Genomic DNA, 19,316 nt, shown 5'->3' with positions numbered 1-19,316 from the left:
AACGTTTATTTTAGTTTATACAGTTTTTAAGCAAATCTGTATGGTAGTGCCTTTACCAATTTCAGACTGAATCACTTTTATTTTTCCTTTATGATAATCTTCAATGATACGTTTGGCTAACGATAAGCCAAGTCCCCAACCACGTTTTTTTGTGGTGTAACCAGGTTCAAAAATTTTAGTAAACAATTGTTTAGGGATTCCTTTGCCAGTGTCAGAAATATTTACATATACTTGCTTTTCAATTTGAGAAATACTTAGTTTTAAGTCGCCTTTACCTTTCATGGCATCAATGGCATTTTTTACTAAATTTTCAATCGTCCAACTGTATAATTGTGCATTTAAATTTACAGAAATTTCAGTGTCAGGATGTTCTATTTCAAAATTAATGAGCTTTGAAGATCTAGACTTTAAATATTCATAAGAAGCTATAGTTACGGCGACTACATCTAAAGTTTCTAAAGTTGGTGCAGAACCAATTTTACTAAACCGATCTGTAATGGTTTGTAAGCGATCGATGTCTTTTTCAATTTCTGCAATGTAATCTGGTTTTACATTTTCGGTTTTCAAAATTTCTGTCCACCCCACAAGTGACGATAATGGAGTGCCGATTTGGTGTGCAGTTTCTTTTGCCATGCCTGTCCAGAGTTTATTTTGTTCAGCAGTTTTGGTGCTTTTGTAAAAAAAGTAAACAACAGAAGCGAATAGCAAAATAATGAGTAATAAAGCTAGTGGATAATATCCTATTTTTTTAAGAAGAGGAGAGTTGCCATAATATATAGTAAGAAAGACTTCGTCTTTTATTATTACTTCTATAGGGTCATTTTCACTTGAGAATTTCTTTATTAAATAGCTAATGTAGATTGGGTCTTTGAGTTTTTCTTCATTAAGATTTATATGATTATTAACTTTACCATGTTTGTCTATGACTAACATTGGAGTACTAGTCGTAGTCTCCGTAAGCACATATGTGGTTACAGGATCTACCTCTGCCTCTAAGTCATCTATACTTCTTAAAAAATTATTTTGAGCAACAGACCAAGTTTTAATTTTTACGCGTTCTTCAGCCTTAAATTTTTGAAAAAAGGAATACGTATTCCAGAGAATGAGCGATATAATAATAAAGGATGAGGCTATAATTACCCAACGGAAGACATTACGATTTAATCTAATGGCCATTAGTGAATACAATTTCTTTTAAATATAATGCAAAACTGTTAATAATATTGTTTAGATACAATGGTAAAACATTTTCATTGGCGTGGCAATATAATTATCTTTGTTGAAAATCAGCAGGCTACATGATTTCATTTGATCCAAAAGACCTTTCAACAAGTAAGCTACACGGGTATTTACTAAGTGCGGTAGCACCTAGACCTATTGCTTTTGCTAGCACAATTGACAAAAAGGGGAATCCAAATTTATCTCCTTTTAGTTTTTTTAATGTATTTAGTGCAAACCCACCGATATTAATTTTTTCTCCTGCCAGGCGTGTAAGAAATAATACAACAAAGCATACATTAGAAAATGTTGAAGCGGTTAACGAAGTAGTGATTAATGTTGTAAATTATGATATTGTACACCAAATGTCTTTGAGTAGTACAGAATATCCTGAAGGTGTTAATGAGTTTGAAAAAGCTGGTTTAACAATGTTGGCTTCAGAAAATGTAAAACCCTTTAGAGTTGCAGAATCACCAATTCAAATGGAATGTAAAGTCAATGATATTGTAACACTAGGTACTGAAGGCGGAGCCGGAAATTTAGTGATTTGTGAGGTGGTAAAGCTTCATATTTCAGAAGAAGTATTGAATGAAGATCACACTATAAATCAAGAAGATTTAGATTTAGTTGCTAGAGCAGGCGGCAGTTATTATAGCAGAGCTAAAAGTGGATTTTTTGAAATCCCAAAACCACTACAAACTCTAGGAATAGGTGTTGATAATTTGCCAGACCATGTTAGAAATAGTATGATTTTAACAGGAAACAACTTAGGGATGCTGGCAAACGTAGCAACCTTGCCAACTAAAGCCGAGGTTAAGCAATTTGTAAACGATATTAGCGAGCGTTACCCAGATATTAAAACAGCAACACATAGAGAAAAACATAAGCTGGCAAGAAATTATTTAAGCTATGGCGATGTAGAAAGTGCATGGAAGTTATTACTTTCGTAAACTCAATTAATATAGAAAGAAAACAAAATTAGATTAAACAAAATGGAAGTACAAGGAAGAATTAAGGTGATTGGAGAGACTCAAACTTTTGGAAGTAACGGGTTTAGAAAAAGAGAGGTAGTTGTAACAACAGAAGAACAATATCCTCAGCACCTTATGATAGAGTTTATTCAAGACAAAACAGATTTACTAAATAACTATCAAGTAGGGCAGCAGGTTAAGGTAAGTATTAACCTAAGAGGACGTGAGTGGGTTAATCCACAAGGCGAAACTAAATATTTTAACTCTATACAAGGATGGAGAATAGAAGCTTTACAAGCTGATGCGCCTAGTGGCGATATGCCACCAGTACCACCAACAGAAGCTTTTGAACCTGTTAGTGATTTAAATGAAGACGATCATGACGATCTACCTTTTTAGTGATTAAAAACATTATACAATTAAAAAAAAGACTTGTTAAAAAAATAAACAAGTCTTTTTTTATGTGAAATAAAAAAGTCCCAATGGTTAGTTGGGACTTAGTATTGTGGTTTTAGGTTTTGACCTTCACAAACAAACTTAAAAAAAAAGCAATGATGAACAAAAAATTTATTTAATAAAGATCAGTTCAAATATCAATAAAATTCTTATACTATCAAAACCAAGCCCTTTTTTTAACAGTAAAAATCGCTAAAAAGCTTAACTGATGTACTTTTTAACTGATAAAATAGAGTTTCCGGACGTGTCTAAAGCCACTTATGAAGGCCTATTGGCCATTGGTGGCGATTTGTCTCCAGAACGCTTAATACATGCATATTCTAGTGGGATTTTCCCGTGGTTTGAAGACGAAGAACCACTACTATGGTGGTCACCAGACCCAAGATTTGTACTGTTTCCTAAAAATTTGAAAATTTCAAAGAGTATGAAACAGGTTTTGAAAAAAGGTGAATTTAAAGTTACTGTTAATAAGAACTTTAAAACGGTTATTGAGGAATGCGCTGTAGCAAAGCGCGAAGGGCAAAATGGTACCTGGATTACGAACCAAATGATAGAGGCTTACATTAAACTTCATCAATTAGGATACGCTAAGTCAGTTGAGGTATGGCAAAACAGCAAATTAGTTGGCGGACTTTATGGTGTAGATTTGGGCAACAACGTATTTTGTGGAGAGAGCATGTTTGCCAAAGTCAGCAATGCTAGTAAATTTGGGTTTATAACCTTTGTACAAAACTCTTGTTATAACTTAATAGACTGTCAGGTACACACCAAGCACCTAGAAAGCTTGGGTGCAAAAAATATTTCAAGGACTGATTTTTTAAAATTTCTCTAAATCTTAAGAATTGCTGAAGTTAAAAGAAACAGTCTTTGCTCAGTTTTTAGATTAAGAGCTTCAAATCGATACTCCATACCTAGTTGAAGCTTTAGAGGTTTTGAGACTAACCATCCTAAGTGGGCTGTTGTTCTATGGTCTATTTCTGGTTTTTCGTTTTTGCTGTTACTTAATAGCCCTTCCATAGAACCAACAAAATAGGCCTCACCAATATCTAATTTTTCGCCATTAAGTGGAAAATCTAAGGCAAAACGATAACGAGATCTGAGGATGGTTAAATCTTCTAAAATACGTTGTTCAAATCGTAGGCGGTGCCCAAATCGTATGGCTTCTTGTTTTTTTGTATAATTAAACTGCTGGGTTAAACGCAGTTCATTGCTACCACCATCTATAGATTCTCTGATACGGTATTGTATGCCTAAGCTAACAGAATGATTATAATCTAAGTTTAATGTTGAAAAATGAACAAAATCGAGTTGTCTGTTTTCAAAGTTAAAATCTTCATATTGATATAAATAATACCTAGAACGAATAGCGAAATTTACTTTGTAAATACTACTAAGGTCTGCGTTAACTGCAAAACTAGATTCACCTAAACCTTCAAAATTAGACTGAGAAAATAAGGTATTATGGACTGAGAAACATGCCAATAAAACTAAAAGTATTTTAATATAAGACATGCTCGTATGAGGTTGGGTTTATAATTCTAAAATTCACAAATTCGCCAGATGTGTTGAACGTAAACTCTCTAATATCTCGTTTTTTATCTGTTTTAACTTCTGCAATGATTTCAAAATTTGGAGCTTCGGTTGCTGTGTTTTTCAATATGTTTTTAATAAAAGCCACTGGGTCTAATTCTTTTTTATAGATAAATTGCTTTTGTACTTTTATAACTTTGTATTTGCTGAAGTTAGATTTAAAATAGTTTTTAATTTTAGATTTTTTTGATTCGTTTATAGTTTTAAATTTGGTAAGGACTTCCAAATCTTCAATAACTCCATCATTCGTAAACTCAAGGCTATAGCGCTTTTTTTTGTATTTGAATTTCACCTCAAAACTCTGTTTTTCACCATCAGTTTCTTTGTAGAATTTTAAACGCTTACAATCATCAGGTAGGTTCTTTATAACTTCAATAGCAACTTCTGGAAATTCTGATTTAGTGATACGCTCTTCCTTTTCATTTTTAGTTTGACTAAAAACGAATTGGCAAATAAGCATTAAAGCAAAGAGTGTTTTTGTCTTCATTTTTTAAACTTCGTTATATCTAAAACAAGAAACTTCATGGTCGTTTACCATACCAGTAGCTTGCATGTGTGCATAAATAACAGTAGTGCCAACAAATTTAAACCCTCTTTTTTTGAGGTCCTTACTTATTTTGTCGCTAAGCTCAGTATTGGCTGGCGCTTCTTTATAATTTTTAACACTGTTCTTTATAGGTTTTCCATCTACAAAATCCCAAATGTATTTTGAAAAACTCCCAAACTCGTCCTGTATTTTCATAAAAGCTTCTGCATTAGTCACTGTAGCATTGACCTTCAACTTGTTTCTTATTATACCTTTATCCTGAAGAAGTGTTTCAATTTTAGCTTGCTTATAGTTTGCAATCTTGTTATAATCAAAATTATCAAAAGCTTTTCTGAAATTTTCACGCTTGCGTAAAACAGTAATCCAACTCAGACCAGCCTGAAAAGTTTCGAGAATTAAGAATTCAAATAAGGTGTCATCATCATAAATAGGAACTCCCCATTCTTGGTCGTGGTAGGCTTCATAAAGCGGATCGCCAACACACCAGCCACATCTGTGCTTTGTCATTTTGTAAGGTTTAGATTTTTATGCTACTAAGGTAACAAGAGTCACATAATTAATGGCTAATTACCTTTATTTTTGCTAAACATAACAGCCTGCAAAAGATATTTAATATGGAAATCGTAAAAAGCACAATGATTACAGATATCATCAAAGAAAGTTTAAATAAATCAATAAGCTACCAAGATTACCGAACTTTAGTTGCCTCTCTTGTTGAACAACAATCAACAACAGGGAATGAAAAAACAGAAGCCTTGGTAGATTATACAAAAATGAATGACAGACGTATGAAGCGTTGGGATAAAACGGTCAGACTATCGTATGATGCTATTGAAAAAATTACTGCATATACTAAAAATGTAACTTGGTTAGTGCTAACCGAAAGTTGGTGTGGAGACGCAGCGCATATAATGCCTGTAATTAACAAGGTGGCTGAGCAAAATAAAAATATAGATTATAAAGTAGTACTGAGAGATGAGAATGAAGTTTTAATGAATCAGTTTTTAACCAATGGAGGTAAGGCTATACCGAAGTTAATTGCGATTGATAATGAAACATTAGAGGTTTTAGATACTTTTGGCCCAAGACCTTCAATAGCCACAGAAATGGTTAATGTATATAAAGCGCAACATGGAAAGCTAACAACAGAATTTAAAGAAGATTTACAACGTTGGTACAATAAGGATAAAGGACAATCTACAATTGAAGACTTGGTTAAACTTTTAAGTTAAATTATAGCTGACTGAGCGCAGTCGAAGTCAACTTTTTCCTCTAAACAAAAATGTAATTGTACCAATTTGCTTATTCTGAGAAGAAGTATCGAATTGAGTTTCTTTAGCATATTCTAAAGCACGATTTATTAAACATTGGTTGCTGGAATTTGAAGAACCATTAACAGTGGCATCGGTAACGATGCCTTTTCCATTTACCACAATGTTTACGACTATTTTACCACCGCTTTCACATAAGTAGCGCGGAATATCATAGTCTTGCATCGTTCTTCCTACTAGAGAATAGATAAGTGTACTTTTAGTTTTAGCGTGTTCGTCCGCTATTTTTTTATTTTCTAAACGCTTGTTTAATTCTTCCTGAAGTTTTTTATAAGATTCGGTTTCTTCAGAGTTTAATGCATAAGCATTACTGTTGGCATACGATTTGGTAATACTGGTTTCTTCTGTAATATCACTTGTTTTGGCTTCTTCTAAAGCTTTAGTGGTACGTTCAAAATCATTTGCGCTTATAGTTTTAAAGTTGTGCATTAGGTCTTTGTATTCTTGGTCTTCGTTAAAAGCTTTGTTGGTAGATTTACCGTCTAGCGCATCAATTAATTCTTGTTTTTCTTCAGTAGTTTTGGGTTCTGGTAAAATCTCGTAATAACTTTCTGTAATGCGTTTGCCTTTTTGTTTTAGTTGAATACTAAACATACTTAACACCACAATTCCTGTAAGCAGGAATGTAATTATTGCAGCTTTATGTTGTTCAATAAACTTCAAAGTTATAAGAGATTCGTGTGTTTAGATATACGAATATAACCATGAAAAAGTTTAAATCGTATTAACTAAACGCTTATTAACTTGAATGATGTATAAGGTTAAGTCGTCAATTCGAGTGAAATTCTGAAAAGAATTTTGTATGGAGAAGTAAAGTTATAAAAGAAATTTTCTTGTTTTCGATGCAAATTTCACTCACTTCAATCGTGAAATTCACTCTAACTGACGAAAATTTATGTCTTGGTAAATCATTGATCTAGTGGAAGCGTAGCTATATAATCTTCAGGACTTAGTGCGTTTTCAACCTTAAAATCACCAATTCGGGTTCGTCTTAAAACCGATAGATGTGCGCCAGAGTTTAAGGCTTTTCCAAAGTCGTGCGCAAGCGATCGAATGTAAGTACCTTTGCTACAAACCACTCTAAAATTCAGCTCTAAGGTATTGTCGAGTGCATTTATATCTGTGATTTCGAACTCAGAGATTTCAATTTCTCTCGACTTAATTTCTACAGCTTCACCTGCTCTTGCAAATTCGTACAAGCGTTTGCCATCTTTCTTTATAGCTGAAAATACTGGAGGAAATTGCTCTATTTTACCAATAAATTGTTTGGTTGTTTCGTGAATTAGTTCTTCGGAAATATGGTCTATCGGAAAGGTAGCATCAATTTCGGTTTCCAAATCGTAAGATGGAGTGGTACTACCCACAACAAAAGTACCTGTGTATTCTTTTTCCTGACCTTGAAAGGTGTTAATTTGTTTGGTCATTTTACCAGTGCAAATCACTAATAAACCTGTGGCTAGCGGGTCTAAAGTACCAGCATGTCCAACCTTTATTTTCTTAATGGCATAGGCTTTTCTAATGGCCCAACGTAGCTTGTTGACCGCCTGAAATGAAGTCCAGGTAAGAGGTTTATCAATCAATAAAACCTGACCTTCTTTGTAATCTTCCACAGTTTTCATGATGCGAATGACCAGATTATGGCGATTAGACCAACGATGATGCAGTAGATAGAAAAGTAAGTGAGTTTACTTTGTTTTACCAAAGCAATCATCCATTTACAAGCAAATAATCCTGCTACAAAAGCAGCTATAAAACCAATGCCTAGTGTTGTAAAGTTAGCACTGTCGTAAGTGATTTCACCACCTAAAATATCTTTAGCAATTTTTCCAAAAATTAAAGGAACAACCATTAAAAATGAAAAACGTGCAGCCTTGGTTTTGTCATTACCCAATAATACCGAAGTAGAAATGGTAGCACCAGAACGAGAGATACCAGGCAACATAGCAATAGCTTGAGAAATACCAATAACAAACGCATTACTAAAGGTTACATTTTTGTTGGTGTCCTTAGCTCTATCTGCCATAAATAATAGAATTGCCGTAACAATTAACATAATGCCAACTAGTAAGATATTGCCGTTAAAAAGAGCCTCGAGCTGTTCTTCAAAAAACAAACCAACAATTACAGCAGGTATCATGGAGATTACAATTTTGCTTAGAAATTGTAAATCTTCGTTCCATTCAAATTTCAAGATACCTTTTATGATATCTATAATATCTTTTCTAAAAATAACAATGGTACTTAGTGCTGTAGCAAAGTGAAGCACTACTGTAAATAATAAACTTTCTTTTGGTAGAGAATTATCACCAAGAATGGCTTTTCCTAATTCTAAATGACCACTGGAAGATACAGGTAAAAACTCAGTTAAACCCTGTACAATCCCTAAGATAATAGCATCAATAATTTCCATAGGTGACAAATATCAATTAACAATTAACAAAATCCAAAAAAAGAAGGATCAAAACTTTACTTTGAAGCCACAGCAAGGGTTTTAGACAACTGATCGAACAAGGTCTGCTTTTTATCACTGTCTGCCGCAGAAACAGAAGTTAGAAATACGAAAAAACACCAAACTAGGATGTAAATAAGATAAATGACTAGAGCTATAAAGCCTTTAAAGAGACGTTCAATACCAGAAATAGCTATATCAATATAATTGCCACCTGAATGGTGGTTGAAAAATGTGTTGTACGATAGTAAAAGAAAGATGCCTGGAATAGCAAAATACAAAACCAAATAACCGTTTCTGATTAATGAAGCTTTTAGAGAAATTGAATGAAATTCGGTGTTTACTATTTTTAAACCAACGATTTTTTTACCGACAGTATAACCAAATTTCCATTCGGTTATGATTTTATAAATAGGAAATAATAGTGCTAATGCTATTGAGGTTAGTAATTCTTTTTTTGAATAATTAAAAAATGCACTGCTTATAAATAGTTGAGATAAAATCCCAATAAAAAATGATAGACAATGACTAAATCTAATGCAAAAGCTATCACTCTTAATTTAAAACTACCAAGTGGCATTATTTCTTTTTATCAGGATTCAATAGAATGGCATATACCTGAAATCCAAAACCAATAAGCACTAAGGTTGGTGCTAAGCGAATACGTCTCCAGCTAAAAACATCTGGATTCCAAACATTAGGATCGTCACTTCCACCACCAGACATAAGGATAAACCCAACAACAATACATGCCAAACCTATAAGCATAAACTTGTAGTTCTTTTTTCCGAAGATAAACTCTGCTTTAGATTGTTCTTTACGTTTTTGTTCGCCCATATTTATTGGATTATAATTGCAAAGTAATAGTTTTATTTAAAACTTTTGCGTTAAGAGCATCTAAAATTTAATAATACAACTGATCCGTCTTTAAATTCAAGAAGCGTTGCGTAGCAATAAAAGTGCTAATCCAAGTGATGATTACGCCCAATACAAAAACACCAATAAAAAGACCTGCGATCATAACAGTATTTCTAAGCAATTCTAACTCTGGGAAATACTGGTCTAAATAATATAAAACAACTGCCATGCCTGCTAAAGCCACTATAGCACCAATGATGCCAAGTTGAACGCTTTTCCAAACAAACGGTCTACGGATAAAACTCTTTGTCGCACCAACCATTTGCATAGTTTTAATAATAAATCGTTTTGAGTATACAGCTAAACGAATAGAACTGTTAATTAATAGTACAGCGATAAGTGTAAATAACCCACTAATGATAAGGATCCAGAAACTAATCTTTTTAACATTATCGTTCATTAGTTCTACAAGATCATTATCGTATCTTATGTCTTCAATAAACGATTTGGTTGAAAGGCTTTCTGAGATTTCACTTAACTTTTCAGTTGTTACAAAATCAGCTTTTAAGTATACGTCAATCGAATTTTTTAACGGATTATAACCCACAAAATCCATAAAATCTTCGCCAGTTTCTGCTTTCATCATCTCGGCAGCTTCTTCTTTAGAGACATAGGTAGCTTCTTTAGAATACTCAGCCATGGCTAAACTTTTCTTTAGCTGATTCACTTCAACCTCTTTTGCAGTATCATTCAAATAAATTGTCATAACCACTTGCTCCTTAAAATGATCAGCTACTTTTTTAGAATTAATAACCAAAAGACCAAGACAGCCTAAAAGAAACAAAACCAACGCAATACTAATCACTACAGAGATGTATGATGATATTAATTTTCGTTTTTGATACTTGTCAAAAGATGATGCCATATAATGTGGATTAATGATGTAAAAATAAAAAAGAAAATGCTTATGTAGAGTAATACAACGTTTAGTTTTTTATTGTGTTGTAATACCACTAAATTTGCAGACTTAAATGCACGCAAAGCCACTAAGCTGCAAAGATTATTTTCTGAATTTAACTTTGCGTCTCTGCGACTTTGCGAGAAAACACGGTAAGCAGTATTATGAAATACAACTTCAACGACATAGAGAAAAAGTGGCAAGACTACTGGGCAAAAAACGAAACCTTTAAAGCGTCTAATAACAGCGACAAACCAAAATACTACGTGTTAGATATGTTCCCTTACCCAAGTGGAGCTGGTTTGCACGTTGGGCATCCGCTGGGTTATATAGCAAGTGATATTTATGCGCGTTACAAGCGTCATAAAGGGTTTAACGTGTTGCATCCACAAGGCTACGATTCGTTTGGTTTACCTGCGGAACAGTATGCGATACAAACAGGTCAGCATCCTGCAGTAACAACAGAGGCGAATATTAAAACCTATCGTCGTCAGTTAGACCAAATCGGGTTTTCATTCGATTGGAGTAGAGAAGTACGCACAAGTAATCCGGAATATTACAAATGGACACAATGGATTTTCATCCAGCTGTTTGAATCGTGGTACAACTACGATAGCAACAAAGCTGAGCATATTGATACCTTAATCAAAATGTTTGAAGCTGATGGAAATGCTAATGTAAATGCAGCCTGCGATGAGGATATTAATCTGTTTACTGCTAAAGAATGGAACGCTTTTTCAGAGACTGAAAAACAAAATATTCTTTTAAAATACAGATTGACCTATTTAGCAGAAACCGAAGTAAATTGGTGTCCTGCTTTAGGAACTGTTCTAGCCAATGACGAAATTGTAAATGGTGTTTCAGAACGTGGAGGCCATCCTGTAATCCGTAAAAAAATGACCCAATGGAGTATGCGTATTTCGGCTTACGCAGAACGTTTACTTCAAGGTTTAGATACGATTGATTGGACAGATGCGCTTAAAGACATTCAAAAAAACTGGATTGGAAAATCGGTTGGTGCTTCAGTAACTTTCAATGTCATTCCAAATGATGCTGTCACTTCGAGCGCAGTCGAGAAGTCTCAAATCGAAGTCTTCACCACAAGACCTGATACCATTTTCGGTGTGTCGTTTATGACCCTTGCACCAGAGCACGAGCTTGTATCACAAATTACAACAGGCGAACAAAAAGCTGAGGTTGAAGCCTACATAGAAGCCACCGCAAAACGTAGTGAGCGCGACCGTATGGCAGATGTAAAAACCATTTCAGGGGTGTTTACGGGTGCATATGCCGAGCATCCATTTACCAAAGAACCAATTCCGATTTGGATAGGCGATTATGTATTGGCAAGCTACGGCACAGGAGCCGTTATGGCAGTGCCTTGTGGAGATCAGCGTGATTATGATTTTGCGAAGCACTTCAATATTCCGATACCAAATATTTTTGATGGTGTCGATATTTCTGAAGAAGCCTTTGCATCTAAGGATAATGTTAAGATTGCCAATAGCGATTTCTTAGATGGTTTAAATTATAAAAAAGCAACAAAGCGCGCTATTTTCGAATTAGAACAAATCGGTCAAGGCGAAGGAAAAACCAATTATCGTTTGCGTGATGCGGTGTTTAGTCGTCAACGTTATTGGGGCGAGCCATTCCCAGTGTATTACAAGGATGGTATGCCACAAATGATAGACGAAAAGCATTTGCCATTAACCTTACCAGAAGTTGAAAAATACTTACCAACCGAAGAAGGTGAGCCACCATTAGGACGTGCAGACGTTTGGGCTTGGGACACTAATACCAATACGGTTGTGTCAAATGATCTGGTGGCTGAGGCACTCGAAGCCACAAAATCAGACACTTCGAGAACCTCAGTGTCCGATGACGGCATCTACCCATTAGAACTCAACACCATGCCAGGTTGGGCTGGGAGCTCTTGGTACTTCTTCCGCTATATGGAAGAGCAAGCCAACAGAGACGAAGCTTTTGCTACAGAAGATGCGCTAAAATATTGGGAAAATGTAGATTTATACATTGGTGGTAGCGAGCACGCTACAGGTCACTTATTGTACTCTCGTTTTTGGGTAAAGTTTTTATACGATAGAGGTTTTGTTGGAGTTGATGAGCCATTTAAAAAGCTGATTAACCAAGGGATGATACTTGGCACTAGTGCTTTTGTAACTAGAATTAATAAAGTTATAGTGCATAAATGCGAAATCATTAGTAAAAATTTAGGATTACTTAAGTCAGTTAAGATGGGTGAAATGGTTGGTGAGTTAGATTTAAAAAATCCAATTTTGGCTTCATGTCATTTACTTAATGATAAAGAATACTATAAGTCAAAAGGAATTGATACAAGTAAACCTTTTGATGCAAATATTGGAATTAATAGGGGAAAGTTAGTTAGAGAAGGAATCAAGAAGTCTGTTGATACGAAAGATTATAAATTTTTCAATGAACAGAAATATGTTTTATCTTATGTAGCTAATAATCTACATGTTGATGTCAATTTAGTCGACGCTTCTGATAAATTAGATGTTGATAAATTTCGATCTAGCCCTTTGTATAAAGATTATAAAAATGCTGTATTGATTAAAGATGAAGATAATGAAATAAAGACTTTTAGAGATGTTGAAAAAATGTCAAAATCAAAATATAATGTTGTTAATCCAGATGATATTGTAGCAGATTATGGAGCAGACAGTTTACGTTTGTACGAAATGTTCCTTGGTCCATTAGAACAATACAAACCTTGGAATACAGCAGGTATCACAGGAGTACACGGTTTCCTTAAAAAACTTTGGAAGCTATATAACGACGAAAATGGTTCTAAAGTGACTGATGTTGAGCCTACGAAGGACAATTTAAAGACGCTTCATAAAACCATAAAAAAGGTTGAGGAAGACATCGAGAACTTCTCATTTAATACGTCGGTTTCTACGTTTATGATTGCGGTAAACGAGTTAACAGCGCAAAAGTGTACAAGTAAAGCTATACTAGAGCCACTATTAGTGTTAGTGTCGCCTTATGCGCCACACATAGCTGAAGAATTGTGGGAACAACTAGGTCACACAGCATCAATTTCTACAGCGCCTTTCCCAAAATTTGAGGAAAAACATTTGGTAGAGCGTTCTAAAAATTATCCGATTTCATTTAATGGTAAAATGCGTTTCACGCTAGAATTACCATTAGATATGAGCAAGGATGAGATTGAAAAAACAGTGTTAGCACACGACAAAACACAAGAGCAGTTACAAGGTCGCACACCTAAAAAAGTGATAGTAGTACCAGGTAAGATTGTGAATATTGTAGGGTAACTAATTCCTGCGTGTCACACTGAGCTTGTCGAAGTGAAAGCAGGAATCTCAATATCAATCGTCAATTCGAGTATTCCAACCGGTAGTGTCGGAATGTATCGAGAACGTAATAGCTAATAAATAAAATAAAAGATTATGCAACTAAAAAGAATTGGTAAAATAAGTCTATTCTTTTTAGTAGCTGTAATTTTAGCGTTTATTCTTTTTAATGCTTTAGAGAAACCTTTTGATGCGCAAAAGTGGCAATCAGAACCATTAAAACGCTACGAAATGGTAGACGATATCATAGAATCTCAAATGTTATTAGGCAAGTCAAAGTCTGAAATTATTGAAATTTTAGGTCAACCAGATTCAAAACTACATACATCAAAAGACGCTTTTATTTATACTATTGGAGATCCGCCAAGTTTTTTTTCATCTCAAAAAGAGTATTTACTTATTGTTTTTAAAAATGAACGTGTTGAAGATGTTTCTTTAGCTGTTGATTAAGTTTCGTCATAGCATCTCGATACAATTTTTCGTGCCTCAAAATCACTCGATGTGACGCTATGTTGTTTTTAGTTCACGTCAGTTCGAGTGAAATCGCCATAAGCGATTTTATATCGAGAACTATTTTTAGGCATATTTTTAAAAGCATCTCGATACAATTTTTCGTGCCTCAAAATCACTCGATGTGACGTTCTGTTGTTTTTCACTTTGTCAGTTCGAGTGAAATCTCTATAACGTGATTTTGCACTTCGACAAGCTCTGCAGAACTATCGAGAACTATCAGAGGATATACTTTTTCTTTGTGACTTAGAAACGCTTGATGTGACATTGTAGTTTTCCCTTAATCGAAAAAATAATAATTTCATCTATTGCTGTATTATCTTGGATAACAGTGTTTTATTTCGAATAGTTTAAAATAAAATCTTCAAAATAATAATTCCGTAAAAATGATGCTCAAATCACCTTATTATTTGGATAGCTAGATTTTTTGAGTGTATTTCATAGTGCTATTAACCACAATACAACAGCAAATGAAAATCGGAGTCCCAGAAGAAATCAAGAACAACGAAAACCGTGTTGGTATGACACCAGCTGGCGTTTATGAACTTATTAAAAATGACCACACTGTTTATGTTCAAAAAAATGCTGGATTAGGCAGTGGCTTTTTTGATGAAGATTACAAAGAGGTTGGCGCTACCATTCTCGATACGATAGAGGAGGTTTATGCTTCTGCCGAAATGATTGTAAAAGTAAAAGAACCTATTACCGTTGAATATGATTTAATTAAACCACATCATGTGGTATTTACCTATTTCCATTTTGCGTCTAGCGAACCCCTAACTAAAGCGATGTTAAAAAGCAAAGCAGTTTGTATTGCCTATGAAACTGTTGAAGACGAAGATGGCACATTACCATTATTAACACCAATGTCTGAAGTGGCAGGTCGTATGGCGATTCAACAAGGAGCAAAATATCTTGAAAAACCAATTAAAGGACGTGGAGTTTTACTCGGAGGTGTGCCTGGAGTACCACCAGGAAAAGTACTGGTTTTAGGTGCTGGTACTGTTGGTACACAAGCCGCTAAAATGGCAGCCGGTTTGGGTGCTCATGTTACGATTATGGATATTAACATGAAGCAATTACGTTATGTTAATGATGTAATGCCAAACCATGTAGTTACGGAATTTTCTAGCGAATTCAATATTAGAAAACGTATTAAAGATCACGATTTAATAGTTGGTGGTGTATTATTAAAAGGCGCAAAAGCGCCAAACTTAATCACCAGAGATATGCTTAAAGATATGCGACCAGGAACTGTTATAGTTGATGTTGCCGTAGATCAAGGAGGTTGTGTGGAGACTTCAAAACCAACTACTCACGAAGACCCAACTTACATTATAGATGATGTGGTACACTATTGTGTGGCAAATATGCCGGGAGCTGTGCCATATACATCGACATTAGCGTTAACAAATGTCACTTTACCTTATGTGATTAGATTGGCCAATCAAGGCTGGGAAGTAGCTTGTGCTAAAGACCAATCGCTGAAAAAAGGAATAAATATAGCTAAGGGTAAAATTATTTATGAAGAGATTGCAGAAGCTTTCAATTGGTCGGTAGATGCTATTTGAAATTTCAATAACTGACATTTTTACTTAACGTTAATTTGGCGCATTTTTTGCTATTCATTTAGTACATTTACATAAATTAAAAAAAGAAAATTATGTTAGGATATTATATATTGATTGGAGCCATTGCGCTTGTAAGCTGGGCAGTAAGCAGCCAGCTAAAGCGTAAATTTGCAAAGTATTCAAAAGTCCAGTTAAGAAATGGTATGTCAGGTAGAGAAATTGCAGAGAAAATGCTTGCGGATAATGGAATATACGATGTAGAGGTGATTTCTACACCAGGACAATTAACAGATCACTATAACCCAAAGAACAAGACAGTAAACCTTAGTGAAGCCGTTTATAATCAGCGCAATGCCGCCGCCGCTGCTGTTGCAGCTCATGAGGTTGGTCACGCGGTACAACATGCGCAAGCGTATGGTGCGTTGGGTATGCGCTCTGCTTTGGTGCCAATAGTTAGTGTTACTTCTGGAATGTCACAATGGTTAGTGATCGGTGGTTTAATTTTGGGTGCAGCAGCTGGTGTGGGCTTAGGCTACTGGGTAGCTGTAGCTGGTTTGGTATTTATGGGCTTTGCGACATTATTTAGCTTTATAACATTACCTGTAGAATACGATGCAAGTAACAGAGCCTTAGCTTGGTTAAAAGCAAAAAACATGGTGACTCCAGAAGAATATAAAGGCTCTGAAGATGCGCTTAAATGGGCAGCTCGGACGTATTTAGTAGCCGCAATAGGTGCGTTAGCCTCATTATTATATTGGGCGCTACAAGTGTTTGGCGGAAGAGATTAAAAAAATTATAATAAAAAAGGCCCTGAGAAATCAGGGCTTTGTGTTTTTAGAAAGTACCTATTATTTTTTCACTTTAGGATTATAGATAACAATAATTTGTATAACTATAGCAAGAAATACTAATAGATAAATTTCAATCTGTGTAAAAAGTTCTACTGTATTTATTGCTTTTTTGCTGATAGCCAATTGTTTACTGCCCTCACTAATTTGTATTATAGACAGATCATCTAAATTATCATTTATATCAGCAATAAGGGCAAATAATGTTGTGTAGTTTTCGGCATTTGAATTTAGTTTGTTCTTCTCAGCATCAAATAACGAGTTAAAGTTTGATTTTAAATCTTCAAATATTTTACTTTCTTCTTGAGTAAGCTTTGTTTGTTCAAAACGTGATATGTAGTTGTTTATCTGGCTGTTTAGTTTTGGGTTTTTTTCTATAAAAAAGCTAGAATCTCTTGTTGTTAAAGCGATTTCCTTTTTATTAACCGATTTAGAAATTTTGTAGATTAATTCCTTAGCTACCAATCGGTCTTCATAGATTGTTACAACAGAATCTCTTACTCTTACAAAGTTGTTTCTATCAATAAGATTAGTAATAGCAATCAATACAAAAACCAAAAGAATACCCAGAATCCATTTTATTTTATTGAAGAACGTCATGAAGGGATGAATTTAAAGTTGATAATATCTAAATATAAATAATAGAACTAAATTTTACAGGGCAATTAGCGTCTATTTAACAATTTTATTGATAAACCATTAGATTTTAATCTGTCTATTAATCTGTTGTTGTAGAGAAATAAAAGTTTCAGTCCGAGACACTCCTTTAATTGCCTGTATTTCTGTATTAAGTAAATGCATTAAGTGTTCATTGTCTTTAGAAAGTATTTTTATAAAAATACTCCACTCTCCGGTAGTGTAGTGACATTCTATAACTTCTGGTACACGCAGAAGCTGTTTTACAGCTTCAGGATTACTCACAGCTTTATCTAAGTATACACCAACAAAAGCCATAGTATTATACCCAAGAACTCTAGGGTTAATGATAAACTTAGAGCCTGCTAAAAGACCTGATTTTTCTAGTTTTTTAAGACGCTGATGAATGGCAGCACCAGAAATACCTACATTTCTGGCAATTTCTAAAATTGGAGTTCTGGCATCTTCCATTAAGGCTCTTAGTATCTTTTTATCAATGCCGTCTATGTAAATTCCTTTGTCACTAACTTTCATGATATATGTATTGAATTGAAAGCTAAAAGTAATAAAAGGATTATAAATTTTTAAAGATTAAGTAGGTTATACCCTAAATATGGTACTTTCTTCTCATTAAATTGAACACCATAAGTTTTCAGTTCTTCTAAAATAGGTGTATAAACTTCTTTAGAGATAGGAATTTGTACACCAGGCGTTTCGATCTTTCCATTTAAAATATCTAACGTCGCCATGGCCACTGGTAAACCCACAGTTTTAGACATTGCAGTATATGTTTGATCTTCACCAACCACAACCATAGTAGCATCTATTTGGCGCTTTTCACCATTAAGCTCATAGCCAAATTTATGATACATCACTATCATGTCCTTATCTTCATGGTCTAGCGTCCAGCTATCCATTAAAATTTTCTGTAGAATTTGAGCTGGAGTTGCTTTATCTAATTCTACCATTTTATCAGCACTAAAAAGATCGAGCTCTAAAAACTTATCCCAAACAATATCATCTTGGTCAATTTTGAGTGCATGCCTAAACTTTAACTCTACAGAATCTGTTGGGCTGTATGGTAAAAACGCATTAACAAAATCGCGATAGCTCATGTTAATACTATCGTCTATAGTATAGCTATCGTCTGTCATACCAAGTTGTACAAAAACATGCCACGCCCTACTAAAACCAACTCGTCTCATAGTGCCCCTGTATAATGTATGCGCATGGTCTAAGCCATAAACATGCTGATACTTTAAAGAGTCTCTATTCGCATAGGCTTCAAAACGACCATAACCATCAATATCTAAAAACTCTGTACGTCTAAACAATCTACCATAGGGTATGTACTTAAACTGATTTTCTTGTAAAAATTTCGCAGCACCGCCTTGTCCCGCAACAACGACATTTCTTGGATTCCAGGTAAACTTATAATTCCACAGATTATCATCACTTTCTGGTGCTACAAGTCCTCCTGTAAAAGATTCAAATAATATCATTTTACCACCATTATCTCTAATACGATCAATGACTTGCATGGCGCTCATGTGGTCAATACCTGGATCTACACCTATTTCATTCATAAAAATAAGGTTGTTGGCTTTGGCATCATCATCCAAAGCTTCCATTTCTTTGCTCACGTAAGATGCCGTAACCATATGTTTCTTATAAGTAATACAATCTTTGGCTACTTCAATATGAAAACGTGCTGGCAACATAGAAATTACAATATCAGCATCTTTTACAGCTTTACTTCTAGATTCTGAATTAAAAACATCTAAGTGAATGATATTAACATCAGCGTTTTTTCCAACAAGCTTTTCTGCATTTTCAACGTTGACATCTCCAATAGTAATTTCAAGGTTTTCAGGCTGAGATTTATCTAGTAAATATTTTATGAGGTATGATGAGGATTTTCCTGCACCAATGATTAAAATCTTTCGCATAGTGACTTTATATGAGTAAATTTGTAATGCACGAATGTAATAAATACACCGAGCAAACAAAACCAAAACCC

Annotated in this window: 21 protein-coding genes; 8 read left to right on the top strand and 13 right to left on the bottom strand. The window is 34.5% G+C overall.

The window, feature by feature from the left end; translation table 11 throughout:
* Positions 1-15: 15 nt before the first annotated feature.
* Positions 16-1,176 carry a sensor histidine kinase gene (locus BWZ20_RS07485; RefSeq protein WP_076618425.1) on the bottom strand — a complete coding sequence of 387 codons (1,161 nt, stop codon included), beginning with the start codon at positions 1,174-1,176 and terminating at the stop codon, positions 16-18.
* Positions 1,177-1,298: 122 nt separating this feature from the next.
* On the opposite strand from BWZ20_RS07485, the gene BWZ20_RS07480 reads away from it, so the two are divergent.
* From BWZ20_RS07480 to aat, 3 genes are all read left to right on the top strand, one after another.
* Complete coding sequence (locus BWZ20_RS07480; protein ID WP_076618423.1) at positions 1,299-2,168, top strand: flavin reductase family protein; 870 nt, start codon at positions 1,299-1,301, stop codon at positions 2,166-2,168.
* A gap of 42 nt (positions 2,169-2,210) precedes the next feature.
* Positions 2,211-2,588 carry a DUF3127 domain-containing protein gene (locus BWZ20_RS07475; RefSeq protein WP_076618421.1) on the top strand — a complete coding sequence of 126 codons (378 nt, stop codon included), beginning with the start codon at positions 2,211-2,213 and terminating at the stop codon, positions 2,586-2,588.
* 265 nt (positions 2,589-2,853) lie between these two features.
* The gene (gene aat, locus BWZ20_RS07470) at positions 2,854-3,477 is read left to right on the top strand and encodes a leucyl/phenylalanyl-tRNA--protein transferase (protein ID WP_076618419.1); all 624 of its coding nucleotides are present in this window, start codon (positions 2,854-2,856) and stop codon (positions 3,475-3,477) included.
* Here aat and BWZ20_RS07465 read toward each other — a convergent pair.
* From BWZ20_RS07465 to BWZ20_RS07455, 3 genes are read right to left on the bottom strand one after another with little or no spacing between them, the layout of a single operon-like run.
* A complete protein-coding gene (locus BWZ20_RS07465; protein ID WP_076618417.1) occupies positions 3,474-4,157 on the bottom strand; it encodes a DUF2490 domain-containing protein in 684 nt (227 codons plus the stop codon). The two genes, aat and BWZ20_RS07465, sit on opposite strands and share 4 nt — an antisense overlap.
* A complete protein-coding gene (locus BWZ20_RS07460; protein WP_157358346.1) occupies positions 4,144-4,722 on the bottom strand; it encodes a hypothetical protein in 579 nt (192 codons plus the stop codon). The genes BWZ20_RS07465 and BWZ20_RS07460 overlap by 14 nt, the downstream gene beginning before the upstream one ends.
* 3 nt (positions 4,723-4,725) lie before the next feature.
* Positions 4,726-5,289: a DNA-3-methyladenine glycosylase I gene (locus tag BWZ20_RS07455; protein ID WP_076618412.1), complete on the bottom strand. Its 564-nt coding sequence runs from the start codon at positions 5,287-5,289 to the stop codon at positions 4,726-4,728.
* A gap of 107 nt (positions 5,290-5,396) precedes the next feature.
* Here BWZ20_RS07455 and BWZ20_RS07450 point away from each other — a divergent pair, with 107 nt between their 5' ends.
* Positions 5,397-6,014, top strand: a complete 618-nt coding sequence (locus BWZ20_RS07450; protein ID WP_076618409.1) for a thioredoxin family protein — start codon at positions 5,397-5,399, stop codon at positions 6,012-6,014.
* Between the two features lie 27 nt (positions 6,015-6,041).
* Here the strand turns inward: BWZ20_RS07450 and BWZ20_RS07445 are convergent, their stop codons facing one another.
* The 6 genes from BWZ20_RS07445 to BWZ20_RS07420 form a co-directional block, all read right to left on the bottom strand.
* Positions 6,042-6,776 (bottom strand): hypothetical protein, encoded by a 735-nt coding sequence (locus BWZ20_RS07445; protein WP_083677177.1) that lies wholly within the window; start codon positions 6,774-6,776, stop codon positions 6,042-6,044.
* A gap of 245 nt (positions 6,777-7,021) precedes the next feature.
* Positions 7,022-7,732, bottom strand: coding sequence for a tRNA pseudouridine(55) synthase TruB (gene truB / locus BWZ20_RS07440; protein ID WP_076618407.1), 711 nt, complete (start codon positions 7,730-7,732; stop codon positions 7,022-7,024).
* A complete protein-coding gene (locus tag BWZ20_RS07435; RefSeq protein WP_076618405.1) occupies positions 7,729-8,523 on the bottom strand; it encodes an undecaprenyl-diphosphate phosphatase in 795 nt (264 codons plus the stop codon). Before BWZ20_RS07435 ends, truB begins: the two co-directional genes overlap by 4 nt.
* A gap of 56 nt (positions 8,524-8,579) precedes the next feature.
* Positions 8,580-9,047, bottom strand: coding sequence for an RDD family protein (locus tag BWZ20_RS15155; RefSeq protein WP_232217161.1), 468 nt, complete (start codon positions 9,045-9,047; stop codon positions 8,580-8,582).
* 94 nt (positions 9,048-9,141) lie between these two features.
* Positions 9,142-9,399, bottom strand: a complete 258-nt coding sequence (locus tag BWZ20_RS07425; protein WP_076618400.1) for a DUF3098 domain-containing protein — start codon at positions 9,397-9,399, stop codon at positions 9,142-9,144.
* A 67-nt stretch (positions 9,400-9,466) separates the two neighbouring features.
* Entirely contained in the window at positions 9,467-10,345 is an 879-nt protein-coding gene (locus BWZ20_RS07420; protein ID WP_076618397.1) for a cell division protein FtsX, read from the bottom strand.
* A 197-nt stretch (positions 10,346-10,542) separates the two neighbouring features.
* Between BWZ20_RS07420 and BWZ20_RS07415 the strand changes: the two genes are divergently transcribed.
* The 4 genes from BWZ20_RS07415 to BWZ20_RS07400 all read left to right on the top strand — a co-directional run bounded on the left by BWZ20_RS07415 (position 10,543) and on the right by BWZ20_RS07400 (position 16,600).
* On the top strand, positions 10,543-13,692 hold the full coding sequence (locus BWZ20_RS07415; RefSeq protein ID WP_076618393.1) for a leucine--tRNA ligase: 3,150 nt from the start codon (positions 10,543-10,545) through the stop codon (positions 13,690-13,692).
* A 135-nt stretch (positions 13,693-13,827) separates the two neighbouring features.
* Positions 13,828-14,181, top strand: coding sequence for a hypothetical protein (locus BWZ20_RS07410; protein WP_076618391.1), 354 nt, complete (start codon positions 13,828-13,830; stop codon positions 14,179-14,181).
* Between the two features lie 530 nt (positions 14,182-14,711).
* Positions 14,712-15,812, top strand: coding sequence for an alanine dehydrogenase (gene ald, locus BWZ20_RS07405; RefSeq protein WP_076618388.1), 1,101 nt, complete (start codon positions 14,712-14,714; stop codon positions 15,810-15,812).
* A 92-nt stretch (positions 15,813-15,904) separates the two neighbouring features.
* The gene (locus tag BWZ20_RS07400) at positions 15,905-16,600 is read left to right on the top strand and encodes a zinc metallopeptidase (RefSeq protein ID WP_076618384.1); all 696 of its coding nucleotides are present in this window, start codon (positions 15,905-15,907) and stop codon (positions 16,598-16,600) included.
* Positions 16,601-16,660: 60 nt separating this feature from the next.
* On the opposite strand, the gene BWZ20_RS07395 is transcribed toward BWZ20_RS07400, so the two are convergent.
* From BWZ20_RS07395 to BWZ20_RS07385, 3 genes are all read right to left on the bottom strand, one after another.
* A complete protein-coding gene (locus BWZ20_RS07395; protein ID WP_076618381.1) occupies positions 16,661-17,260 on the bottom strand; it encodes an MCP four helix bundle domain-containing protein in 600 nt (199 codons plus the stop codon).
* 99 nt (positions 17,261-17,359) lie between these two features.
* Positions 17,360-17,830, bottom strand: coding sequence for an Lrp/AsnC ligand binding domain-containing protein (locus tag BWZ20_RS07390; RefSeq protein ID WP_076618378.1), 471 nt, complete (start codon positions 17,828-17,830; stop codon positions 17,360-17,362).
* Positions 17,831-17,880: 50 nt separating this feature from the next.
* Positions 17,881-19,245, bottom strand: a complete 1,365-nt coding sequence (locus BWZ20_RS07385) for a saccharopine dehydrogenase family protein (RefSeq protein WP_076618376.1) — start codon at positions 19,243-19,245, stop codon at positions 17,881-17,883.
* Positions 19,246-19,316: the final 71 nt, after the last annotated feature.

The sequence above is a fragment of the Winogradskyella sp. J14-2 genome (assembly GCF_001971725.1).
Classification (GTDB): Bacteria; Bacteroidota; Bacteroidia; order Flavobacteriales; family Flavobacteriaceae; genus Winogradskyella.
This window is presented reverse-complemented; position numbering and strand designations above follow the sequence as displayed.